The organism is Streptomyces sp. enrichment culture, assembly GCF_964272855.1.
Taxonomy (GTDB): Bacteria; Actinomycetota; Actinomycetes; order Streptomycetales; family Streptomycetaceae; genus Streptomyces.
In genome coordinates this window covers 4,486,007-4,507,674 of sequence record NZ_OZ186847.1, presented here as the reverse complement: position 1 = coordinate 4,507,674, position 21,668 = coordinate 4,486,007, and the positions used below count along the sequence as shown (strand labels likewise).

Sequence of the window (21,668 nt, the reverse complement as noted above, 5' to 3'; positions counted from 1 at the left end):
ACGCGCCCTCAAACCGTGTGGTGGACGCAGGTATTGGCCAACACCCTACGGGGTCGAATTTCGGCCATTCCAAGACCACCAAGGCCGTGCGCCACCGCCGCCGTGCACGCTCCGTACATGCTCTGCGCATCACCGAACGGGCGCACGGCCCGGGAAACGGAGCACGCCCCCCGGGCCGGACCGCCGCCCGCGGGGATGTGAGGCGGCGGTGTCCCCCAGCCCACTGGTCAGTACAGCGGGCCGACCCACGCAGAAGCCATGGAATCGCTCCCGAGTTGGCCGGAGAAGAGCGCACGGACGGGCGCACGGCCACACACCGGGAGCACGCCGCAACGGTGCGTACAGGGCCCGTACTGCCGTACGGACCACAATCCCGCCAACCGGAACAATGCCCCTTAACGCTTGGGATGCGGCGAACTACGCTGGGTTTACGAATGCCGCACGGTTATGCCAGCGCGGCAGCCGTCTGTGTCGAGGGGTGGCGCATGTCCAGGGAGCAACGCGGGCCGAACGAAAAGCTCGGCGCCGTTCTCGCCCTCGCGGGAATCAGCAACGCGGGACTCGCACGACGCGTCAACGACCTCGGTGCCCAACGCGGGTTGACGCTTCGCTACGACAAGACCTCGGTGGCCCGCTGGGTGTCGAAGGGCATGGTCCCGCAGGGTGCCGCGCCCCATCTCATCGCGGCCGCGATCGGCCAGAAGCTCGGCCGTCCGGTGCCGCTGCACGAGATCGGCCTGGCGGACGCCGACCCCGCGCCCGAGGTGGGTCTCGCCTTCCCCCGGGACGTCGGCCAGGCGGTGAAGTCGGCGACCGAGCTGTACCGCCTCGACCTCGCCGGGCGGCGCGCCGGCTCCGGCGGCATCTGGCAGTCGCTGGCCGGTTCGTTCGCCGTGAGCGCCTATGCGACCCCCGCGTCACGGTGGCTGATAACCCCGGCCGACAGCTCGGTGGCGCGCGAGGCGAACCCCGCCGAGGGCTCGGGCGCACCGATCAAAGTCGGCCACAGCGATGTGCAGAAACTGCGGGAGGCCGCCGAGGACGCGCGCCGCTGGGACTCCAAGTACGGCGGCGGGGACTGGCGTTCGTCCATGGTCCCCGAATGCCTGCGCGTGGAGGCCGCCCCGCTGCTCCTGGGCTCCTACTCCGACGAGGTCGGCCGCGCCCTGTTCGGCGCCAGCGCCGAACTCACCCGTCTCGCCGGCTGGATGGCCTTCGACACCGGCCAGCAGGAAGCCGCCCAGCGCTACTACATCCAGGCCCTGCGCCTGGCCCGCGCGGCGGCCGACGTGCCCCTGGGGGGCTACGTCCTGGCGTCGATGTCGCTGCAGGCCACCTACCGGGGCTTCGGCGACGAGGGCGTGGACCTCGCCCAGGCCGCCCTGGAACGCAACCGGGGCCTGGCCACCGCCCGCACCATGAGCTTCTTCCGTCTCGTCGAGGCACGCGCGCACGCCCGCGCGGGAGACGCCCAGGCGGCCGGCGCGGCTCTGAAGGCGGCCGAGAGCTGGCTGGAGCGGGCCCGCCCCGGCGACCACGACCCGAGCTGGCTCGCCTTCTACTCCTATGACCGCTTCGCCGCCGACGCGGCCGAGTGCTACCGCGACCTGAAGGCTCCCCGCCAGGTCCGCCGCTTCACCGAGCAGGCCCTCTCGCAGCCGACCGAGGAGTTCGTCCGCTCCCACGGACTGCGCCTGATCGTCGGGGCGGTCGCCGAACTGGAGTCCGGCAACCTGGACGCGGCCTGCGCGGCGGGGGTCCGCGCGGTGGAGGTCGCCGGGCGCATATCGTCCGCGCGGACCACGGAGTACGTCAGGGACCTGCTGCACCGCCTGGAGCCGTACGGCGACGAGCCGCGCGTCGTGGAGCTGCGCGAACGCGCCCGCCCCCTGCTGATGGCCCCGGCGTGACACCGGACACGTCCCGGGTTTGAGGGCATTGTCAGTGGCGCAGTGCACTATCGAAACCGGGAGGTGGTGCAGGTGCGGAAGATCGCCTACGACTGTGACGTGCTGGTGATCGGCGGCGGGATCGTCGGCCTGTCGACGGCGTACGCGATCACACGCCGGGCGCCCGGCACGCAGGTCATGGTGCTGGAGAAGGAACCGGGCCCGGCCCGGCACCAGACGGGGCGCAACAGCGGCGTCATCCACAGCGGCATCTACTACCGCCCCGGCTCCCTCAAGGCGCGGTACGCGGTCCGGGGCGCCGCCGAGCTGGTCAAGTTCTGCGCCGAGTACGACATCGCGCACGCCGTCACCGGCAAGCTGATCGTCGCCACCGACCGCGCGGAGCTGCCCCGCCTGCACGCCCTCGTGCAGCGCGGCCGGGAGAACGGCATTCCGGTGCGGGAGCTGGGCGCGGCCCAGATCGCGGAGTACGAGCCGGAGGTGCGCGGCCTCGCCGCCATACACGTCGGCACGACCGGCATCTGCGACTTCGTCGGCGTCGCCCACCGGCTCGCCGCCGCGTCCGGCGCGGAGCTGCGCTACGGCGCGGAGGTCGTCCGCGTGGACCGGCGGCCGGAACTGGGCGTGGCCGTGGAGACGGCCGACGGGGCGGTCGTGCGGGCACGGGTGCTGGTGAACTGTGCCGGACTGCGGTGCGACGAGGTCGCGCGGCTGACCGGGGACGACCCCGAGATGCGGATCATCCCCTTCCGGGGTGAGTACTACGACCTGCGGCGACCGGAGCTGGTGAACGGGCTGGTGTATCCCGTCCCCGACCCCGCGTTCCCGTTCCTGGGCGTCCACCTCACCCGGGGCATCGACGGCACCGTCCACATCGGCCCCAACGCGGTGCCCGCGCTGGCCCGCGAGGGGTACGGCTGGGGCGTCGTCCGGCCCCGGGAGCTGGGCGGCACGCTGGCGTGGCCCGGGGCGTGGCAGCTGGCGCGGCGGCACTGGCGGTACGGGGCGGGGGAGCTGCGGCGGTCGGTGTCCAAGGGGGCGTTCACCGAGGCGGTGCGAAGACTGCTGCCTTCGGTGACCGAGGCGGATCTCGCGCCGAGCGCCGCCGGGGTGCGGGCGCAGGCCGTGCTGCGGGACGGGACGCTGGTGGACGACTTCCTGATCCGAGAGGGGGCGCGCGCGGTGCACGTGCTGAACGCGCCGTCTCCCGCGGCGACCGCGTCCCTGCCGATCGGCAGGGAGGTGGCCCGGAGGGTGCTGCGGGTGCTGGGGGAGGCGCGCTGAACGGCGTCGCGGCCGAGGCGTCGCGGCGGCTCGCCGCGGCTGCCCGCGGCCGAGGCAATGCCCGTAAAATCGACCTCACTGTGTCTGACTCCCTGAGCTCCCCCGCGCCCCGCCACCCCAGCCGCCCCAAGGGCCAGCCCCGGTTTCCCGAGGGGCCGCAGGCCGATCCCGCCGGTTCGCACTTCGAGCGGCGGATCCGGAGTTTCCAGCCGCGGCGGAGCCGGGTGACCGCGGGGCAGGCGGACGCGTTGCAGCGGCTGTGGCCGAAGTGGGGGCTGGACATCGACGGCGGGCGGGTGATCGACCTCGCGGAGCTGTTCGGGAACACCGGCCCCGTCGTCCTGGAGATCGGCTTCGGCATGGGCGAGGCGACCGCCCAGATGGCCGCCGCCGACCCCGGCACCAACATCCTCGCGGTCGACGTGCACACCCCCGGCCAGGGCAACCTGCTGAACCTCGCCGACCGCAACGGCCTGACCAACGTCCGGGTCGCCAACGGCGACGCCATCATCCTGCTCCGCGAGATGCTGGCCCCGGACGCGCTGGACGGCCTCCGGGTCTACTTCCCGGACCCCTGGCCCAAGAAGCGCCACCACAAGCGGCGGCTCATCCAGCCCGAGTTCCTGAGCCTCGCCGCGACCCGGCTGAAGCCCGGCGCGATCCTGCACTGCGCCACCGACTGGGAGCCGTACGCGGAGCAGATGCTCGAGGTGCTCACCGCGCACCCCGACTTCGAGAACACCCGGGCCGACGGCGGCTTCGCGCCCCGCCCCGAGTTCCGTCCGCTGACCCGTTTCGAGGGACAGGGACTGGACAAGGGTCATGTCGTGAACGATCTGCTCTTCCGCCGCGTACCCCACGTACCGTCAGCTCAGCCTCCCGCCGACGTCTGATCCCCCGCGGGCGGCTCCGTCCCTCGTTAGGGTCAATGCCGTGGCCAGCAGTCCCCCGTACCCCCCGCCTCCCGGTTTTCCCCCTCCCGGGGCGCCCCGGCACGCGCACTGGTGGCAGCGCTCCTGGGTGCGCTACGGCGCGCTCGTCACGCTCCTCGCCCTGTCCGGTCTGGTGATCCTCGCGCTGGTGCGGGAGGAGACCGGCACCGAGGGCTTCCTCGTCGGGCTGGGCCTGGCGATCCTGCCCGTGCCGCTGCTGATAGCCGCGTTCCGCTGGCTGGACCGGGTCGAACCCGGCCCCTGGCGGAACCTGCTGTTCGCCTTCGCCTGGGGGGCCTGCGCGGCGGCACTGATAGCCATCGTGGCCAACAGCTTCGCGACCCGCTGGATAGCGACGGCCACCGCCGACCCGTCCAGCGCGGACACCCTGGGCGCGACCGTCATAGCGCCGGTCGTGGAGGAGACCGCGAAGGCCGCCGCGATCCTGCTGATCTTCCTCTTCCGCAGACGTGACTTCACGGGGATCGTCGACGGCGTGGTGATAGCCGGGGTGACCGCGACCGGCTTCGCGTTCACCGAGAACATCCTCTACCTCGGCACCGCCTTCGGCACCGACCAGCTGCACGGCGACCGCGGCATCGCCTCCGTCACCGCTGCGACGTTCTTCGTGCGCATCGTGATGTCCCCGTTCGCGCACCCCCTGTTCACCGTCCTCACCGGCATCGGCTTCGGCTTCGCCGCGCTGTCGGGGGAACGCCGGCTGCTGCGCCGGGTGCTGCTGCCCCTGGGCGGGCTGCTGCTCGCGATGGGCATGCACGCGTTCTGGAACGGCTCGGCGACCTTCGGCGAGTACGGGTTCTTCGCGGTGTACGGCGCATTCATGGTGCCCGCGTTCGGGCTGCTGACGTGGCTGGTGATCTGGACACGGCAGCGGGAGCTGCGAACCGTCCGCGAGGAGCTGCCCGCGTATGTGATGGCGGGCTGGCTGGGGCCGGCGGAGCCCTTCGTGCTCGGCTCGATGCGGGCGCGCCGGCTGGCCCGCGAGTTCGCCGGCCACCACCTGGGCAAACCGGCGTCCCGCGCGGTGGCCGAGTACGAGGCGTACGCGACGTCGCTGGCGTTCCTCAGACACCGGGGGCGGCGGGGCCGGGCCGGCGCGGACTTCGTCGTACGGGAGCGGCAGCTGCTGCACGAGCTGTGGCGCCGCCGCGAGGTGGCCCGCCCGGCGCTGGAGTACGCCGCGCGGGTCACGGCCCCGCCGGTGCCGGTCCTGATGCCGTGGTCGGCGTACGGCCCACCGGCGCACGGCCCGGCGGTGTACGGCGCGGCGGTGTACGGCGCGACGGCCCCGTATCCGGCGTACAACCCCTACCGGACCTAGCCGCAGGTTCCAGGACTTACGCGGAGGCCTCTCCCAGCCTCTTCAGCTCCTCCTCCGTGAGCCGCAGCTCCGCCACGCCCAGCAGGGCCGGGAGCTGCTCCACGGTCCGCGCGGAGGCGATCGGCGCGGCGACCGTCGGCTGGGCGGCGAGCCAGGCGAGGGCGACCGTGGCGACCGGCGCCTCGTGGGCGGCGGCGATGTCGTCGAGCGCGGTGAGGACCCGGCGCCCGCGCTCGCTGTGGAGGTGCTTGGTGGCGCCGGACGCCCGCGCGCTGTCGACGGTGGTGCCGGGCCGGTACTTTCCGGTGAGGAAGCCGGAGGCCAGCGCGTAGTAGGGGACGGCGGCGAGGCCGGCCCGCGCGGCGACGTCCTGGAGCTCGCCCTCGTAGGTCTCCCGGGACACCAGGTTGTAGTGCGGCTGGAGCGCGACGTACCGGGCCAGGCCCTCCCGGTCGGAGAACTCCAGGGACTCCCGCAGCCGCTCCGCCGAGATGTTCGACGCGGCGATGTGCCGGACCTTGCCCGACTTCACCAGTTCGTCGAGCGCTCCGATGATCTCCTCGACCGGCACCTCGGGCCGGTCGAAGTGGGTGTAGTAGAGGTCGATGTGGTCGGTGCCGAGGCGGCGCAGGGACGCGTCGGCGGCGGCCTTGATGTTCGCGGCGGACAGACCCTGGTACTCGGGGTGCTGGCTGACCTTGGTCGCGACGACCACGTCGGCGCGGTTGCCGCGGGCCTTCAGCCACTCGCCGATGATCGTCTCGGACTCGCCGCCGGAGTTGCCCTCGATCCAGGCCGAGTAGACGTCGGCGGTGTCGACGAAGTTGCCGCCCGCGGCGGCGTAGGCGTCGAGGACGGCGAATGACTGATCACGGTCGGCGGTCCAGCCGAAGACGTTGCCGCCGAGGGAGAGCGGGAAGACCTCGAGGTCGGAGGAGCCGAGCTTGCGCAGAGAAGTCATGCTCGAAGTCAACGACCCCGGGGGAAGCGGCTATTCCGTGAACCGGCAGCCCTGACGTCGGGGGGTTGCCGTCAGGACCGCCGGGGTTCGAAGCCGGCCGGGATCAGGGGGTGAGGCCCTTGCCCCGAAGCCAGGCCAGCGGGTCGAGGGCGCCGCCGTCGGAGGTGTGCACCTCCATGTGCAGGTGCGGCCCGGTCACGTTGCCGGTCGCGCCGACCCGTCCGATGACGTCCCCGGTGCTGACCTTCTGCCCGACGCTCACGCTGATCGACGACTGGTGGGCGTAGAGGATCTCGGTGCCGTCCTCCAGGGTGAGGACGGTCTTGTAGCCGTAGGCGCCGTCCCAGCCGGCCTGGGTGATCGTGCCGGTGTGCACGGCCTTGAGGAGGGTACCCGTGGGTGCGGCGAAGTCGAGGCCGGTGTGGTAGCCGGAGGACCACATGGCGCCGGCCTGACCGTAGGTGGAGGTGAGCGTGTACGAGGAGGTCGGCAGCGTGAACTGCTTGGCCAGCTCGGCCAGGCGCTCGGCTTCGGCCTTCTTGCGGGCCTCCTCCTCCGCCTTCTTCTTCGCGGCGGCGGCCTCGGCCTCGGCTTCCTTCTCCGCCTGCGCGGCGGCCTCCGCGGCCTTCTTCTCGGCGGCTTCGAGCGCCTCGGCGGCGGCCTTGGACTCGACCTGGTCCTGCTGCTGCTCGGCCTGCGCCATGATGCGGGCACGCAGCGCCTCACCGGCGTCGGCGGTGCCCTGCGCGGTGTCGACGGCGGTGACGCCGACGCTGCTGAGCGGGGTGGCGGTGGTCTCGGCCTCGGGCTCGGGCTCGGCGTCGTCGGAGATGAGCGAGCCGACGTTCGGCAGGTCCGGCATCGAGATGGACACCGGCGGCTTGCCGGTCTGCGCGGTGGCCATGCCGCCCGCGCCGACGGCGGCTATGACACCGACGCCCAGGACGGTGGAGCTGCGGGCGAGTCCGCCGCCGCGCTGCTTGGAGACGCGGTGCCGGCCGCGTACGGGGCGAATGGACTCCGCGGTGGGATTCCACTCCTCGAACGGCCCCTCATCGGTGCGCTGACCGCCGTAGAGCAAGGTGTCGGCGGGATCGCCGGTGCGCTGGCCGGGCACGAAGGGGGCCCCGGGGGCAGGCCGGTTGGACGCCACGTGGGCGTACTCCTTTCCTTCCTTCTCGCCTACCGGGTTAGCTGACGGGTTCGGAGCAGGAAGGTCTCCTACGCGCGTAAATCAGCCGTGTGGACACGACCGCTTACGCCCGATTCACCCCAAGGTGGTGGTTCCCCGGTTCCCTTACGGGATTCGGCGCGTGCGCACGGAGCCGCCTCTTGTGACGGCTGGGACGACCGCGCTGCGTTATCGGACGTTAATAGAACCGGGGGGTGATTTCCAAGCCGTTCCACTTGATCATTAAGGATGGCTGCCGGGACGTACGCCCCAGCATCGGCGAAAACCGGGCGAGTTGACCCGCCTTCGCGACAACTTCAGCAGCATTCCCTTTTTTGATGGTGTCTCAGATGTTATGCGGAGGGGGTTCGATCACTCACTCCCGGTGACAGCTCACGACCACCGCGTGTTTCACGGCCACCCGTATGTTTTCGGCCGCACGCCCGGCGCACGGCGGGTGAAGGAAACGCGAAAACACTCAGGGCCGGAACCCATTTCCATGGATTCCGGCCCTGAGCCTTCAGTAGCGGGGACAGGATTTGAACCTGCGACCTCTGGGTTATGAGCCCAGCGAGCTACCGAGCTGCTCCACCCCGCGTCGTTGAAACCAGTGTACGCCATGCGGGGAGCCGTCCGCGCCAGGGTTTTCCCACGGCCTCCCGCACCGCCGGCGCACCGCACCTGACCTGCGGTGATTACCCCACATTCAGTCCGGTCAGGTCGGCCAGCGGCAGGGTGTGCCGGGTCTGGAGGACCTTGGCACGCAGGTAGTGGACGTTGTGGGCGGTGGTGAAGACGCCGGTCGGGACGCGGTCGCGGACGTCGACGCCGAGGGCGCGCAGCTGCTCCGCCTTGTCCGGGTTGTTGGAGAGCAGGTCCAGCTCGGTGATGCCGAGGGCGGCGAGCATCTGGGCGGCGGCCGTGTAGTCGCGGGCGTCCTCGGGCAGGCCGAGGGCCAGGTTGGCCTCGTAGGTGTCGAGTCCCTGGTCCTGGAGGGCGTAGGCGTCGAGCTTGTTGTAGAGGCCGATGCCGCGGCCCTCCTGGCGGAGATAGAGCAGGACACCGCCGCGCTCGGCGATGCGTTCGACCGCCTCGCGCAGCTGCGGGCCGCAGTCGCAGCGGGCGGAGCCGAAGACGTCGCCGGTCAGGCACTCGGAGTGGAGCCGGACCAGCGGGGTGCTGCCGGGGGCGGGGTCGCCGAGGACGGCGGCGAGGTGCTCCCGGCCGTCGGCCAGGCCGTGGAAGGTGACGAGTTCGGCGTCGACGCGGTAGCCGTCGTGGAACTGCAGGGGCACCCGGACGCGGGCGCGCTGGGTGGCGGCGGGGGTGTCGGACATGCGGTTCTCCGGGTCGGCGGCTGGAACTCCTCATGCTTCAGTTTTGAAGCAGCCTGTCGATCAGGACCCTACCCATGCTTGAAACTTAAAGCAACAGCCGGTGAGGCAGCTCACGAACAGGACGGCGGCGCCGACCGCCGCAGCCAGGGGACCTCCCCGCCGCCCCGGCCGTCCTGGAGAGCCCCGGCGACCCTGGTGAAGATCTCCTCGACCTGCCCCACCTGCTCGGGCGTGAGGTGGTCGAAGAGCGCGGCCCGCACCGTCCCGACGTGCCCCGGAGCCGCCCGCTCGACGGCCGCCATCCCCTCGCCTGTCAGGACGGCGGTACTGCCCCGCCGGTCACTGGCGCAGCCCTCCCGCCGCACCAGCCCGTCCTTCTCCAGCCGCCCCACGGCGTACGTCAGCCGGCTGCGGGTGATCTTCAGCTGCCCGGCGAGGTCGGTCATGCGCAGCCGTCGCTCGGGCGCCTCGGACAGGACGGCCAGGACGGAGTAGTAAAGGTGTGGCATGCCGGCCTCCCGCTGGAGCTGCCGGTCGAGCGCGTCCTCCAGGAGATGGGCGGCGGCGATGTACGCGCGCCAGGCGCGCTGCTCCTCGGGCGTGAGCCAGCGGGTCGTCATGCCGCCCAGTGTAGGTTTGCTTAAAACTTGAACCAAGATCCGCCGTCTCCCAGATGGGTGCGCCGATGCCTTACCCGTACGTCCTGCTCTCCGCCGCCGTCTCGCTCGACGGCTACCTGGACGACACCGGTCCCGAACGCCTCCTGCTGTCAGGGCCCGCCGACTTCGACCGGGTCGACGACGTACGGGCATCCGTCGACGCGATCCTCGTCGGCGCCGGCACCATCCGCGCCGACAACCCCCGCCTCCTCGTCAACTCCCCCGAGCGCCGGGCGGCCCGGACGGCGGCCGGACGGCCGGAGTACCCCCTGAAGGTGACGGTCAGCGCGACCGGCGACCTGAACCCCGGCGCGCAGTTCTGGCACACGGGCGGACAGAAGGTCGTCTACACGACGCCGGAGGGCGCGGACCGCCTGCGGGCGGCGGGCATCGCGGCGGACGCGGACGTGGTGGCGCTGGGCGCCTCTCTCGACTGGCGGGCCGTCCTGGAGGACCTGCACGACGTACGCGGCGTACGGCGGCTGATGGTGGAGGGCGGCGGCACCGTCCACACCCAGCTCCTCCAGCAGGGCCTGGCCGACGAGGTCCAGCTGGCCCTCGCCCCGCTGTTCGTCGGCGATCCGGACGCCCCGCGCCTGTTCGGCCCCGGCGCCTACCAGTCGGGCCGCCTGCGCCTGGTGGAGACCCGCCAGGTCGGTGACGTCGTCCTGATGCGCTACGAGCCGACCGCCCCCGGCACCGGCGCCGTCGCGTCGGCCGCGGACCGGCACTGGCTCTCGCTGGCCTGCGACCTGGCACGGCAGTGCCCCCCGTCGTCGTCCGCCTTCAGCGTCGGCGCGGTGGTGGTCGCCGCCGACGGCGCCGAGCTGGCCCGCGGCCACTCCCGGGAGAGCGACGACCCGGTCGTCCACGCGGAGGAGGCGGCGCTGGCGAAGATCGACCCGGCGGACCCCAGGCTGCCCGGCGCGACCGTCTACAGCAGCCTGGAACCCTGCACCCACCGCGCCTCCCGGCCCCGCCCGTGCGCCCGGCTGATCCTGGACGCGGGCGTGCGCAGGGTGGTCACGGCGTGGCGGGAGCCGGACACGTTCGTGACGGGTGCGGACGGGGTCGGCGCGCTGTCCGCGAAGGGCGTGGACGTGGTGGTCCTGCCGGAGTACGAGGAGGCGGCGACGGCCCCGAACCGCCACCTGCTGACCTGACCGGGCGGGCCGGGGCCGGGCCGACCGACCGACGGGACGCGGCCGGTCAGCCGTGCGTGGCGAACATCTGGTGCAGCGGCACCACCCGCAGCGCCTCCGGCGGCACCTGCGCGACGAGCCAGGTGTTGCCGCCCGCGTGCCGGCACTCCAGCCCGTCGGGCTCGGGCACGCACAGGAGCACGCTGGGGCCGTGCCGCCGCCCGGCGCTCAGCGCGGTCGCCGGGTCGGTCGTCAGGTGCACCCACTGCCGGGTCATGGGCCGCAGCCCCTCACCCCGCTCGAAGATGCTGCCCAGCGCGGCGGTCGGCGTGCAGTGGTAGAGCGGGCCGTCCGGTTTGCGGACCTCGTACTCGACGGCCGCCGGACGCGAGTGCCCATAGCGGGCCCGGATGAGGCCGTCGCGCACCTGGAAGCGCGTCTCGGTCACCGCGCGCGCCACGCTGATCAGTTCGTCGGCGGAGACCTTGAGCCTCGGCCCGAGCGCCGCGACCAGCGTGTCGACCGGCACCCACCCCTGACCGTCCCGGTTGATCCCGTGGTCATGGCGCAGGTGATAGGCGAGGGTGCGGCTGATCCGGCGCCTGCGGCCCTCGCTGAGTTCGCGCAGCGGGGCGTCACCGGGGGTGCCGCGCCGCTCCGCCCAGGCGTCCCGCAGCCTGATCGCCAGGTCGTGCGGGGAAACCCGGCCGGGGCCGTGCGGGTCGCCGTCGGCCGGGGCGTCCAGGCACAGCTCGTCCAGCATCGCCTCGCCGTGCTCGCGGACGCCCGGTCCACCCGTGCGGTCGGTCAGGCTGCGCACCGAGCGGACCAGCAGGGAGGCCCGGTAGGCGGCCCACAGCTTCTCCATGTCGACGGCCGGGGCGTCCGTGCAGCGCGCCAGCGCGTCCACGTAGGCCGTGACCACCTCCCGGCGCAGGTCCCAGCGGTCCACCGGGAGCGCCGGCACGTCGTCCGTGAGCTGGGCGAGCTCGTACCCCATGGGGCGCCAGTGCGACGCCTCCAGGTCGACCGCGATGATCCGGTCGGTGTCCGTCACCAGCCAGTTGAAGGCGTGGGCGTCGCGGCGCGGCTGCGGCGGCAGGTCGCTCTCGCCGAGCAGCGCCCACCACTCCTCGAACAGCGCGCTGTCCTCGCCGGGCGGCTCCTCGGGCAGGATCGCCCGCAGCCACATCTTCACCTCCTTGCGCACCTCCTTGCGCACGCCGGGGACCCGGGCCGGGGGCGGCTCGCCGGACCCGTGCACGTACGCGAGGAACCTGGCCGCGCGCTTGAGCAGTTCGCAGGACGAGTCCGGCGCGGCGGGCGACAGCCGTTCGGCGAGCACGGTGCCGTGCTCGAAGCGGCGCACCGAGATGATCTCGGTGCCGAGCGCGAACTGCGCGTCGCCGTGCGGCAGGTCGGCGACCGGGATGGTGGTGATCAGGTCGATGATGCCGAACTCGCCCTCGGCACCCATCCGGTTCAGCGTCGCCTGCACCGCGGCCGACTTCTCGGTGTCGCGCTGGAAGCAGAGCCGCGTGGTCGGCTTGAACACCAGGGTGGAGTTGGTGAAGCCGAGGTAGTCGTCGACGGTCACCACGTTGCTGCGGCCGCCGAGGTTGCGGCGCACCAGGTCGGGGCTGCTGATGGCGCGGTCGGCGGCGTGCTCGTAGAAGAATCCCGGGTCGCCGTCCGCGACCGCCTGGATCCACCGGTCGGCCTGCGAGAGGCCGCTCAGCCGGCCCCGCATGAGCCCGCGTTCGGCCTGGTTGACGGTCACGCCGCCGCGTTCCAGCTCGCGGCCGAGCCGGACGAGCGGCACGCAGGAGGTGGTGTTCGTCTCCGTCTCCCGGATCAGCCGGGTGACGCCCTCGATCCAGAACGACCGGTTGTCGCGCAGCGCGGCCACGGCCAGCATGTCGTCGGCGTAGCGGATGCGGCTCAGCTCGTCGGTCAGCGGCCCGGTCTTGACGAGCGACCCGTCCTGCAGCCCGAGCGCGTTGTGCAGCAGCAGGTAGCGGTCCATCTCGCCGACGTCCTCCAGCTGGACGTACGCCCGGAGGCAGTCCGACAGCAGGCGGCGGTGCAGCGGTTCGGTGGAGCTCATGAAGCGGGTCTGCAGGGCGTGCACGAGAGCGGCCGGCAGCTCCACCGCCGGATGGCCGGCCTCCGCGAACCGGCGCAGGTGTTCACCGAGGCCGAAGGGGTTGTTGAGCCGCCGCAGACCGAGCCGTATCTGCGGGAGCAGCGCCGGGGCCCGGCGGGCGGCGGCGGTCACGCACGACAGCAGCACCTGCTGCACGGCCTCGCCGCCGCTCGGCTCCCCCGCGAGCCTGAGCGCCTCCTCGGCCCGGCGCAGGTAGACGGCGAAGTTGTCGTCCTTGGGCATCCCGTCGGCCAGCCGGAGCCAGATCTCGGCCATGAGCAGGTGCCAGGTGGTGCCGCGGGCCACGTCGGGATGGGCCCGGTCCGTGCGGACCGCCCGGCCCAGGTACTCGCGGTTGCCCGTGTGGTCGTGCAGCCGCAGATAGCACTCCAGGAGGTAGGGCACCGCGTCCTGGGCGGGGTTCCCCTCGACGATCGAGACCTGGAACTGCTCCGCCGACGCCTCCAGGTCCGCGACACCGACCTGCTCGAACCGCGCCAGCAGCACCGCCGCCTGCCCCAGCCGCCCGGAGAACTGGAGTTTGCTCCCGGCGTCGGTCAGTTCGCTGTCCCCCACCACGTGGACCAGGTAGGTCCGTGCCAGCCGCAGGGCCCGGCAGAACACCACGGGCCGGCGCCAGTTGATGGACAGCGCGTGGTCCCACAGGGAGAGCGCGGTGCGCTGCCGGACCACGTGGAGCGTCTTGTCGTAGTGCATCCGGCCCGGCATGCTCGTCGCCGCCCGGGCCGCGTACCGGCACAGGTTGCTCTCGAAGACGAACGACTCGAGGACCAGGATGGACCTGGAGCGCGCGTCGAGGACGTCCTTCCACGCGGTGGCGATCCGCCCAGGGTCGCTGCCCGCGTCGAGCACCCCGCCGACCCAGGCCGCGCCGCGGTGCTGGACCCACTCCCCCATCAGGTCGTCGAAGGACTCGCAGCCGATCCAGCGCAGTAAGTGGACGACTTCCGGGTAGCGCTGCTCCAGCAGCGCGGTGAGCTCCGGCACGGACGGCCCCGGCTCGGGAGCCGGCGCGGCGCTCGCGACGGTCTTCTGCCGCGGCCACGCCGCCCGCCGGGCCAGATCCAGTGGGGTGACTCTGTCACTCACGAACGCCCCCGTCGTCCGAGTACCGGGACGTGCGAGTCTAGCGTTCAGCCCTCACGTACGACCCGGAAACAGCGGCTACCGGCACTTCGCCAATCGGGACGCCCTGCTCGACGCCGTCGCCGACCTCGCCATCGCCGAGGTGCGGGACCCGGGCCCCGGCCTGCCATGGGACGAGCGCGTCACGGCCACCGCCGACGCCCTCCGCGAGGCGGCGCTGAGCCATCCGGGGGCCACGGCGCACCTGGTCGCGCGTCCGCCCATGGGAGAGCACGGCCGGCGGATCGGCGGGAGCGTGCTGGCGGCGCTCCAGGAAGGCGGGCTGCCGCCGGCCACGGCGGTGCGGTGCTTCCGGACGCTCGTCGCCTGCCTGGCGTCGTCGCTGGCCATGGCGGTCCGGGCGGGAGAGCGGGACCGGCGCTGGGAGCGGGTGCGGGACATGGTGAACGAGCCGCCCGCGGCCGCCGCCGTCGGCGAGGAGCTGTTCGCCGTCGGGTCGGCCGAGCAATTCCGTTTCGGGCTGAGGCTGTTGATGGCCGGCATCCGGGAAGAGGCCGTAGCTCACCCGCACGGCCGCCCGAGCGGAACGACCGGGACGTGAGGACCGCGTCACTCGCGCGGCTCGGGTTCGCCCGAATCTTCCTCCTCCTCCATGAACCGGATGCCCTCGTGGGTCAGTGCGGCGGTGGCGGGAGTGTTGTGCGACGTCCAGTCGACGGCTATCAGGCCCTCGTCGGCCAGATAGACGCAGGCGGCGGACAGGTCGTCGTCGGGCATCCCGAGCTGCTCGCGGAGCGCCGCCCCGCTGATCTCGGGACGGTTGCGCTCCACTGCCCCGTACAGACACCGGAGAATGGCCTTGCGGTAGATCCTTCGTTCGCGGAGTGTCGTCATGGCTGGCGCCCTCGGACTCGCGGCCGACCCAGCGGCCTCGCTCATCTGGTCCGGGTGCCCCGCTGCGCGGCCCCCATGCGGTTTTTCACGGCCGTGTACAGGTGTCAGCGCGATCCCCTCGCCGCCGGTCGGACCGGATGCGCGATCAGCCCCGCCACTCCACCAGGAGCAGCGTGGCGTCGTCCGTGGTGTGTCCTCCCCGTGCCCTCTTGAGGGTGTGCGACAAGGAGCGCGCCACGGCCCGGACACCGCGGCAGGTGCGCTCCAGCCCGTCGACCCAGTCGATCAGCTGCTCCTCCCCGAACTGCTCCTCGCCCACCGCGTGTTCCTCGACCAGCCCGTCCGTGAAGCAGAGGACGCGGTCCCCGCGCTCCAGACCCAGCTCGCCGACCTCCGGCTCCGCACCGCCCAGGCCGACCGGGAGGGTCGTGGGGGCGTCAAGCCGGCGCGTGACACGGTGATCGCGAATGAGCATGGGCGACGGGTGTCCCGCGTTGACCCACCGCATCCCCCCGGTGGTCGTGTCCAGCCGCATCATCTGCGCGGTGACGAAATGGTCGGGACCGAACTGGTGTGCCACGGCCTCGTCCATGGCGGCGTAGATCTCCGGCAGGTCGGTGCCGAGGCGGCGGGCGTGGCGGTAGGCGCCGATGGCCACGGTCGCCATGACGGCCGCACCGAGGCCGTGTCCCATCGCGTCGATCATGGCCACGTGCAGGACGTCGCCGTTGAGCGCGTAGTCGAAGCTGTCACCCGCCACGTCGTACGCGGGCTCCAGGGTCCCTGCCACGGCTACCCGCGGCATGATCATGGCCAGTGGCGGCAGCAGGGACCACTGGATCTCGGCTGCGACGCTCATCGGTTCACCGCGGCGGGTGGAGAAGAACAGGTCGGAGTAGCCGTGCTTGGTCACCAGCAGGTCGGCCACCAGCGCGGCGAGCCTGTCCAGCAGCCGTCGGTCGTCGTCGTCGATCCGGTCCAGCGTCACGGCCATGACACCCACCTGGTCCCCGCCGTCCAGCAGCGGCAGGTGGATCCGTACGCCGTCGTCCTCGGGCAGCTCGACGGGCTGCGCGTCGAGGAAGCAGCGGCCCGCGGCGGTGTCGTCGATGTCCTGCGGGTCCCCGCCCGCGAGGCCCTCACCGGGCAGGGGTGCGAGCAGCACCTGGCCGTAGTCCTGGAGGAGCAGCTGCGGTCGGCGGCCCCCCAGTCGCTCCACCACCTCGGCGACCAGCGGGCCGATGAGGTGGGGCGAAAGTTCGTGCGCGCGATCGAGCACCGTCCCCAGAAGCGCTTCACCGAAGCTCTCGGAACGGTCCGAGCGCGGTCGGGCCGTCATCCGCTCGCCCACGAACGAACTGCCTGTCCCATCACTCCATCATCGGCGGTGCCGCTCCTCCGCGCCCTTCCGGCCGGCGTCGGCCTCGGCGCCTGCCAGAATGCGCCGGGCGGACAGCGGGTTCCACGGGTCGGCGGCGGCGGTCAGCAGGCGCTCGGCGTCTCCGGCCGGCTCTTCGGGCGGGATGACCATCAGCTCCCAGCGCCCCACGGTGCCGCAGTCCACGGTGATGACGTGCTCCTCGTCCGCGGCGTCGCTCAGCACGACCTCGATCAGGTGGTCCGGCGCCGACACCGTCCGCGGGGCGTCGGCCCACGTCGCGGCACCCACCGTGACCCGGGTGACCGTGCCGTGGCCGGGGTCCAACGAGCCCACGAGCGCGGGCAGTTCCAGCTCCAGGGCGTCGCAGCGCGGCCACCACGCCCCGTCCAGCGGACCGTGGCTGCACTCCGGGGTGACGCTCAGTCGCGACAGCGGCATCGTGTACGTGTGCGCGTCATCCGCGGAGGTGCCTCCGGCGGGCGGCCTGGGAGAGTCCATCGTGCGTTCCGTCCCGGGCGGCCTCGGGCCGCCCTCGTTCGTCACTCTCCGGGAACGACGCATTCATGATCGTGCGCCCGACATGCTCTCGGTGTCTCCCAGGCTACGCCCGGCCTGCCCCGTCGGCCCGGGGCACAGCCGGCGAACGTCCGCAGACGGGAACGCCCCCGGCTCGAACTGCTCGGGAGCCGGGGGCGTTTCGGTAGGCCCTGTGGGACTCGAACCCACAACCAATGGATTAAAAGTCCACTGCTCTGCCAATTGAGCTAAGGGCCCAGGCGATGTTCGCCACCCCGAGCATAGCCGGATCGGGCCGTGTCTCCGATCGGGTATCGGGGACACGGCGTGGACAGACCGCCGGGGGCCGTGAACGAATCGCCTCGCAGGCTACGAATCGGCGGTTTCCGGTACGGCCGCCCGCTCCCCCGCGGGCTTCAGGAACCAGTGACGCGCCGACGCCAGCCACCAGGCCGCGGCGAACCCGAGCACCACCAGGACGGCCACCGGCGCGTAGTTGAACGTCTCGCCGGTGACCGGGTACACCTGCGGCAGCATGAACAGGACGGTGATCACACCGACCCAGCCGACCGCCACCACGCCGACGGCCCGCGACCAGCGCCCCAGGTGCCAGGGCCCGCGCTCGAACGCGTCGCCCTTGCGCAGCCGCAGCAGGGTCGGGATGACGTAGGCGATGTAGAGCCCGATCACGGCGATCGAGGTGACCGCCGCGTACGCGGTCACATTGATCAGGTACGGCAGCCCGAGCGCCAGTGCCCCGCCCGCCGCCAGCCACACCGCCGCCACCGGCGTCCGGGTGCGCGGGCTCACCGTGTGCCACACGCGGGAGAACGGCAGCGCGCCGTCGCGGGAGAAGGCGTAGATCATGCGGCTGTTGGCGGTCACGGAGGCCATCCCGCAGAACAGCTGCGCCCCGATCACGACGAGGAGCAGCAGCTTCCCGGCCGTGACGCCCAGCGCGTCGAGCAGGATCTGCGCGGGCGGTACGCCGGTCGGGGAGCCGAGTGCCCCCTCGTACGACTGGATGGCGAAGGTGAAGCCGAGCAGCAGTACGAATCCGGCGATCCACGACGTCCAGATGGACCGCACGATGCCCTTCGGCCCGGCGGTCGACGCGTCGTGGGTCTCCTCGGTCATATGGGCGGAGGCGTCGTAGCCGGTGAAGGTGTACTGGGCCATCAGCAGCCCCAGCAGCACCACGTACGGCCCGCTCCCCCACCCGGTGTTGTTGACGAACTCCCCGAACACGAACGACGCGGACTGATGACGGTCCGGTACGAGGGCCAGCGCGCCGACGATCACCGCCACGCCCAGCACGTGCCACCACACGCTGACGCTGTTCAGCACGGCGACGATCCGCACGCCGAAGGTGTTCAGCAGACCGTGCAGCAGCAGGATCGCCGCGAACAGCAGGATCGTGCGGCCCGGGGTGACCTCCCAGCCGAACTCCAGGTTCAGATACGCGCCGAGGAACGACGCCGCCCCGAAGTCGATACCGGCGGTCACCGCGACCTGCCCCAGCACGTTGAACCAGCCCGTGAACCAGGCCCAGGCCGCCGCGCTCCGCCGCGGTGCCAGCCGGTGAGCCCAGAAGTACAGGCCCGCCGAGGTCGGATAGGCGGAGCAGATCTCCGCCATGGCCAGCCCGACGAACATCGTCATCAGCCCCACGGCCACCCAGCCCCAGGTCATCACCGCGGGCCCGCCGGTGTTCATGCCGAACAGGTACAGCGTCAGGCAGCCCGACAGCACCGAGATGATCGTGAAGGAGACCGCGTAGTTGGAGAACGCCGACATGCGGCGGGCGAGAACCTGCGTGTAGCCGAGCTGGGCCAGCCGCTCTTCGTCCGACAGCCCACTCACCTTGGCGTCATCTGTCATGCACCCAGCAATGCCCAGAGCTGTGGCGTGACATGCGTCACAGGGAAAAGCGGAGGGCCCGCACGACCGGAGTCGTACGGGCCCTCGTGCTTCAGTTGTCAGCCGTTGCGCTTCCAGCGCGGCTTGTCCTCGCGGCGGCCGAAGGAACCGCCACCGCGGTGGTCGTCACGGCGGCCGTAGGGACGCTCGTGGCCGCCGGTGCGGAAGCCCGGACGGTCGCCCTGGCGGTCGCGGTTGAACGGGCGGTCGCTGCCGCGGTGGCCGGTGCGGTCGTCGCGGCGGAAGCCGCCACGGTCCTCACGGCGGTCGTCGCGGCGGAACCCACCGCGGTCACCGTCACGGCGGTCGAACGAACGGCCGCCGCGGTCCCGGTCACGGTCCCGGTCGAACGGGCGACGCTCGTCACGGCGCTCGTCACGACGGTCGTCCCGGCGGAAGCCACCACGGTCGTCACGGCGCTCGAACGAACGGCCACCACGGTCCCGGTCGAACGGGCGACGCTCGTCACGACGGTCGTCCCGGCGGAAGCCACCACGGTCGTCACGGCGCTCGAACGAACGGCCACCACGGTCGTCACGGCGCTCGAAGGAACGGCCGCCACGGTCACGGTCGCGGTCGAACGGGCGACGCTCGTCCCGACGGTCGTCCCGGCGGAAACCGCCACGGTCCTCACGGCGCTCGGCGCGGTCCACGTCCTGCGCGGCCGGCTGCTCCGGCACCGCGACGGCGTCGGCCTGGGTCTCGGCGGCCGGGGTCTCGGCGACGACGGCGGCCTCGGCCACGGCCACGGCCGTCTCCGGGTCCTCGCCCCGCTCCCGGGCGAGCCGGGCGACCAGGCGGTCGGCCTCGTCACGCAGCTCGGCGGCCCGGCGCTGGGCGCGCTCCAGCTGCTTGGTGAGCTGGGCGACCTCGCGCTCGGCCTGCTGCGCGGCGTGGCCCGCGGACTCGGCCTGCACCTCGGTCATGGACCGGGCGCCGGTGATCTCGGCGACCTCGGGGTCGAAGGCGCCGCCGCCCTGGATGATGTGGCGCGAGGCGTCGACGCCCGCGTCCTCCATCAGGCGGAAGATCTGGCGCCGCTGGTGCGGCAGGGCCAGGGAGACGACGGTGCCGGTGCGGCCGGCGCGGGCGGTGCGGCCGGCCCGGTGCAGGTAGTCCTTGTGGTCGCCGGCGGGGTCGACGTTCAGCACCAGGTCGATGCCGTCCACGTGGATGCCGCGCGCGGCGACGTCCGTCGCGACCAGCACGTTGACGTAGCCGTCCTTGAAGTCCGCCAGCGTCCGGGTGCGCGCGCCCTGGGTCATGCCGCCGTGCAGTGCCTCGGCCTTGGCCCCGGCGTCACGCAGCTGCTCGGCGACGCGGTCGGCGCCCAGCTGGGTGCGGACGAAGATGATGGTGCGGCCCTTGCGGGAGGCGATCGCGGCGGTGACCGGCGCCTTGTCCTTGGGCTTCACGATCAGGATGTGGTGCGACATGGTCGTCACCGCGCCCTGCGCCGCGTCGACCTCGTGCGAGACCGGGTCGTTCAGGTACCGGTCGACGAGGGTCTGGATCTCGTTCTCCATCGTCGCGGAGAACAGCATCCGCTGGCCGCCCGCCGGGACCTGGTCGAGCAGCTCGGTGACCTCGGGCAGGAAGCCCAGGTCGGACATCTGGTCGGCCTCGTCGAGGACGGCGATCTGAACGTCCTCGAGCGAGCAGGCGCCGCGGTTGATGATGTCGCGGAGCCGGCCCGGGGTGGCGACCAGGATGTCGACGCCCTTCTCCAGGGCATAGATCTGGTTGCCCATCGACGTACCACCGCAGACGACCTTCATCTTCAGGCCGACGACGTCGCCGTAGGGCTGGAGCGCGTCGGCGACCTGCATGGCCAGCTCACGCGTCGGGGTGAGGATGACGGCCCGCGGCCGCTTCTTCTCGGTGCGGCCGCCGGCCAGCTGGGCCAGCGTCGGCAGACCGAAGGAGAGGGTCTTGCCGGAGCCGGTGCGGCCCCGGCCGAGGATGTCCTTGCCGGCCAGGGCGTCCGGGATGGTCGCGGCCTGGATCGGGAAGGGGGTGGTCACGCCGTTCTGCGCGAGCTTGCGCACGACGCCCTCGGGGAGGCCGAGGTCCGCGAAGGTGATCTCGGGGGCGGCTTCCGCCGCGGCCTCGGTCACGACCTCGATGTCTGCCTCGTTCTCGGGCATGACGGAATGATCAGTACTGGCGATGGACATACGTCTGCGAAACCTTCCGGAGTCTCAGTCGGCACGCGCCCGTCAACTCCGTGATTCGCAATACGACCGCCTCGATGCGGTCAGCCACGGCAAAGGAGAGTACGCGCCACACGGCGCGCTTCTGATTGGCGCCGGGCAAATGGGATCAAACGATCTACCACCATACGCACCCACCACCCCTGAAGGCAAACCGCCAGCCCAGCGCCACCACGTGACCCTCGTTACGCCGGCGATCCCGCCTCCGGCGCGGGTTCCCGCTCCACCAGCTGCGGTCCCGGCTCCGGATGCGCGGACGACGACGGCTCGGCGGCCGTCGGCTCCGGCGAGGCCGTCGGCTCCGGCGACGGCGGCTCGGGCTCCGGCGCGGGCGTGGTGGGCGCTGGCGTCGGCTGCGCGGGCGGGTGGCCGGGGCCGCCGGGCCCCTCGGTGCGGCCCGGCCCGGCCGGTTCCGGGGCGGACGCGCCGCCGCCCGGCACGGCGGAGCCGGACGGCGCCGCCGACTTCCCCGGCTTGCCGCCGTCGCCCTTCTTCCCCTTGCCCTTGCCGTCCGCGCGCCCGGCCTCCCCGGCCGCCACGCCCTGGTACCCGGCGCCGCCGCCGGACACCGCCGGACCCCCGTCGGGCGCCGCGCCGCCCTCGCGTCCCGCCGAGTGGGACGGCTTGGCCCGGCCGGCGTCGTCGTCGCCCACGCTCACACAGCCGGCGGCTGCGGCGACGGCCACGACGGCGGCGGCCAGGCGGACGGGTACGTACAAGGGGCGCACGAGCAGCCACCTCCGTGGGCCGGTG

17 protein-coding genes, 2 tRNA genes and 1 riboswitch are annotated in these 21,668 nt (G+C 72.4%); of the genes, 6 read left to right on the top strand and 13 right to left on the bottom strand.

The features are described from left to right. Nucleotides 1–485 precede the first annotated feature (485 nt). The 4 genes from ACSU6L_RS19675 (at nt 486) to ACSU6L_RS19660 (ending at nt 5,468) form a co-directional block, all read left to right on the top strand. The gene (locus ACSU6L_RS19675) at nt 486–1,910 is read left to right on the top strand and encodes an MFS transporter (RefSeq protein WP_437058532.1); all 1,425 of its coding nucleotides are present in this window, start codon (nt 486–488) and stop codon (nt 1,908–1,910) included. A gap of 63 nt (nt 1,911–1,973) precedes the next feature. After that, nucleotides 1,974–3,194 (top strand): L-2-hydroxyglutarate oxidase, encoded by a 1,221-nt coding sequence (gene lhgO, locus ACSU6L_RS19670; RefSeq protein WP_437064970.1) that lies wholly within the window; start codon nt 1,974–1,976, stop codon nt 3,192–3,194. Nucleotides 3,195–3,274: 80 nt separating this feature from the next. Then, the gene (gene trmB / locus ACSU6L_RS19665) at nt 3,275–4,087 is read left to right on the top strand and encodes a tRNA (guanosine(46)-N7)-methyltransferase TrmB (protein WP_437058530.1); all 813 of its coding nucleotides are present in this window, start codon (nt 3,275–3,277) and stop codon (nt 4,085–4,087) included. A 40-nt stretch (nt 4,088–4,127) separates the two neighbouring features. Further along, on the top strand, nt 4,128–5,468 hold the full coding sequence (locus tag ACSU6L_RS19660; protein ID WP_437058528.1) for a PrsW family intramembrane metalloprotease: 1,341 nt from the start codon (nt 4,128–4,130) through the stop codon (nt 5,466–5,468). Between the two features lie 16 nt (nt 5,469–5,484). On the opposite strand, the gene ACSU6L_RS19655 is transcribed toward ACSU6L_RS19660, so the two are convergent. The 5 genes from ACSU6L_RS19655 to ACSU6L_RS19635 all read right to left on the bottom strand — a co-directional run bounded on the left by ACSU6L_RS19655 (nt 5,485) and on the right by ACSU6L_RS19635 (nt 9,557). After that, nucleotides 5,485–6,429: an aldo/keto reductase gene (locus ACSU6L_RS19655; RefSeq protein WP_437058526.1), complete on the bottom strand. Its 945-nt coding sequence runs from the start codon at nt 6,427–6,429 to the stop codon at nt 5,485–5,487. Between the two features lie 103 nt (nt 6,430–6,532). Beyond that, entirely contained in the window at nt 6,533–7,582 is a 1,050-nt protein-coding gene (locus ACSU6L_RS19650; protein WP_437058524.1) for a M23 family metallopeptidase, read from the bottom strand. A gap of 11 nt (nt 7,583–7,593) precedes the next feature. Continuing rightward, nucleotides 7,594–7,751: riboswitch (cyclic di-AMP (ydaO/yuaA leader) on the bottom strand. A gap of 373 nt (nt 7,752–8,124) precedes the next feature. Further along, nucleotides 8,125–8,198 (bottom strand) — tRNA-Met (locus ACSU6L_RS19645). A gap of 97 nt (nt 8,199–8,295) precedes the next feature. Beyond that, complete coding sequence (locus ACSU6L_RS19640; protein WP_437058523.1) at nt 8,296–8,937, bottom strand: GTP cyclohydrolase II; 642 nt, start codon at nt 8,935–8,937, stop codon at nt 8,296–8,298. 110 nt (nt 8,938–9,047) lie between these two features. After that, nucleotides 9,048–9,557: a MarR family winged helix-turn-helix transcriptional regulator gene (locus tag ACSU6L_RS19635; protein ID WP_437058521.1), complete on the bottom strand. Its 510-nt coding sequence runs from the start codon at nt 9,555–9,557 to the stop codon at nt 9,048–9,050. A gap of 65 nt (nt 9,558–9,622) precedes the next feature. On the opposite strand from ACSU6L_RS19635, the gene ACSU6L_RS19630 reads away from it, so the two are divergent. Next, entirely contained in the window at nt 9,623–10,759 is a 1,137-nt protein-coding gene (locus tag ACSU6L_RS19630) for a dihydrofolate reductase family protein (protein ID WP_437058519.1), read from the top strand. Nucleotides 10,760–10,805: 46 nt separating this feature from the next. Here the strand turns inward: ACSU6L_RS19630 and ACSU6L_RS19625 are convergent, their stop codons facing one another. Next, the gene (locus ACSU6L_RS19625) at nt 10,806–13,994 is read right to left on the bottom strand and encodes an RNA 2'-phosphotransferase (protein WP_437058517.1); all 3,189 of its coding nucleotides are present in this window, start codon (nt 13,992–13,994) and stop codon (nt 10,806–10,808) included. On the opposite strand from ACSU6L_RS19625, the gene ACSU6L_RS19620 reads away from it, so the two are divergent. Continuing rightward, nucleotides 13,978–14,592: a TetR/AcrR family transcriptional regulator C-terminal domain-containing protein gene (locus tag ACSU6L_RS19620; RefSeq protein ID WP_437058515.1), complete on the top strand. Its 615-nt coding sequence runs from the start codon at nt 13,978–13,980 to the stop codon at nt 14,590–14,592. The two genes, ACSU6L_RS19625 and ACSU6L_RS19620, sit on opposite strands and share 17 nt — an antisense overlap. Before the next feature lie 8 nt (nt 14,593–14,600). Here ACSU6L_RS19620 and ACSU6L_RS19615 read toward each other — a convergent pair whose 3' ends face one another. The 7 genes from ACSU6L_RS19615 to ACSU6L_RS19585 all read right to left on the bottom strand — a co-directional run bounded on the left by ACSU6L_RS19615 (nt 14,601) and on the right by ACSU6L_RS19585 (nt 21,643). Beyond that, nucleotides 14,601–14,885, bottom strand: coding sequence for a hypothetical protein (locus tag ACSU6L_RS19615; protein ID WP_437058513.1), 285 nt, complete (start codon nt 14,883–14,885; stop codon nt 14,601–14,603). Between the two features lie 145 nt (nt 14,886–15,030). Further along, complete coding sequence (locus ACSU6L_RS19610) at nt 15,031–16,224, bottom strand: PP2C family protein-serine/threonine phosphatase (protein ID WP_437058511.1); 1,194 nt, start codon at nt 16,222–16,224, stop codon at nt 15,031–15,033. Between the two features lie 39 nt (nt 16,225–16,263). After that, nucleotides 16,264–16,764 (bottom strand): DUF5994 family protein, encoded by a 501-nt coding sequence (locus ACSU6L_RS19605; protein ID WP_437058509.1) that lies wholly within the window; start codon nt 16,762–16,764, stop codon nt 16,264–16,266. Between the two features lie 203 nt (nt 16,765–16,967). Beyond that, a tRNA-Lys gene (locus tag ACSU6L_RS19600) sits at nt 16,968–17,040 on the bottom strand. 111 nt (nt 17,041–17,151) lie between these two features. After that, nucleotides 17,152–18,663 carry an amino acid permease gene (locus ACSU6L_RS19595; protein ID WP_437058507.1) on the bottom strand — a complete coding sequence of 504 codons (1,512 nt, stop codon included), beginning with the start codon at nt 18,661–18,663 and terminating at the stop codon, nt 17,152–17,154. A 98-nt stretch (nt 18,664–18,761) separates the two neighbouring features. Further along, entirely contained in the window at nt 18,762–20,879 is a 2,118-nt protein-coding gene (locus ACSU6L_RS19590) for a DEAD/DEAH box helicase (RefSeq protein ID WP_437058505.1), read from the bottom strand. A gap of 221 nt (nt 20,880–21,100) precedes the next feature. Continuing rightward, nucleotides 21,101–21,643 carry a hypothetical protein gene (locus ACSU6L_RS19585; protein ID WP_437058503.1) on the bottom strand — a complete coding sequence of 181 codons (543 nt, stop codon included), beginning with the start codon at nt 21,641–21,643 and terminating at the stop codon, nt 21,101–21,103. Between the last annotated feature and the right edge of the window lie 25 nt (nt 21,644–21,668).

Bases quoted from the DNA above. Each gene is read 5' to 3' on its own strand.
- ACSU6L_RS19610 (WP_437058511.1), bottom strand. From the start codon at position 16,224: ATGACGGCCCGACCGCGCTCGGACCGTTCCGAGAGCTTCGGTGAAGCG.
- ACSU6L_RS19635 (WP_437058521.1), bottom strand. From the start codon at position 9,557: ATGACGACCCGCTGGCTCACGCCCGAGGAGCAGCGCGCCTGGCGCGCG.
- ACSU6L_RS19655 (WP_437058526.1), bottom strand. From the start codon at position 6,429: ATGACTTCTCTGCGCAAGCTCGGCTCCTCCGACCTCGAGGTCTTCCCG.
- ACSU6L_RS19640 (WP_437058523.1), bottom strand. From the start codon at position 8,937: ATGTCCGACACCCCCGCCGCCACCCAGCGCGCCCGCGTCCGGGTGCCC.
- ACSU6L_RS19605 (WP_437058509.1), bottom strand. From the start codon at position 16,764: ATGGACTCTCCCAGGCCGCCCGCCGGAGGCACCTCCGCGGATGACGCG.
- ACSU6L_RS19630 (WP_437058519.1), top strand. From the start codon at position 9,623: ATGCCTTACCCGTACGTCCTGCTCTCCGCCGCCGTCTCGCTCGACGGC.
- ACSU6L_RS19615 (WP_437058513.1), bottom strand. From the start codon at position 14,885: ATGACGACACTCCGCGAACGAAGGATCTACCGCAAGGCCATTCTCCGG.
- ACSU6L_RS19590 (WP_437058505.1), bottom strand. From the start codon at position 20,879: ATGTCCATCGCCAGTACTGATCATTCCGTCATGCCCGAGAACGAGGCA.
- ACSU6L_RS19595 (WP_437058507.1), bottom strand. From the start codon at position 18,663: ATGACAGATGACGCCAAGGTGAGTGGGCTGTCGGACGAAGAGCGGCTG.
- ACSU6L_RS19675 (WP_437058532.1), top strand. From the start codon at position 486: ATGTCCAGGGAGCAACGCGGGCCGAACGAAAAGCTCGGCGCCGTTCTC.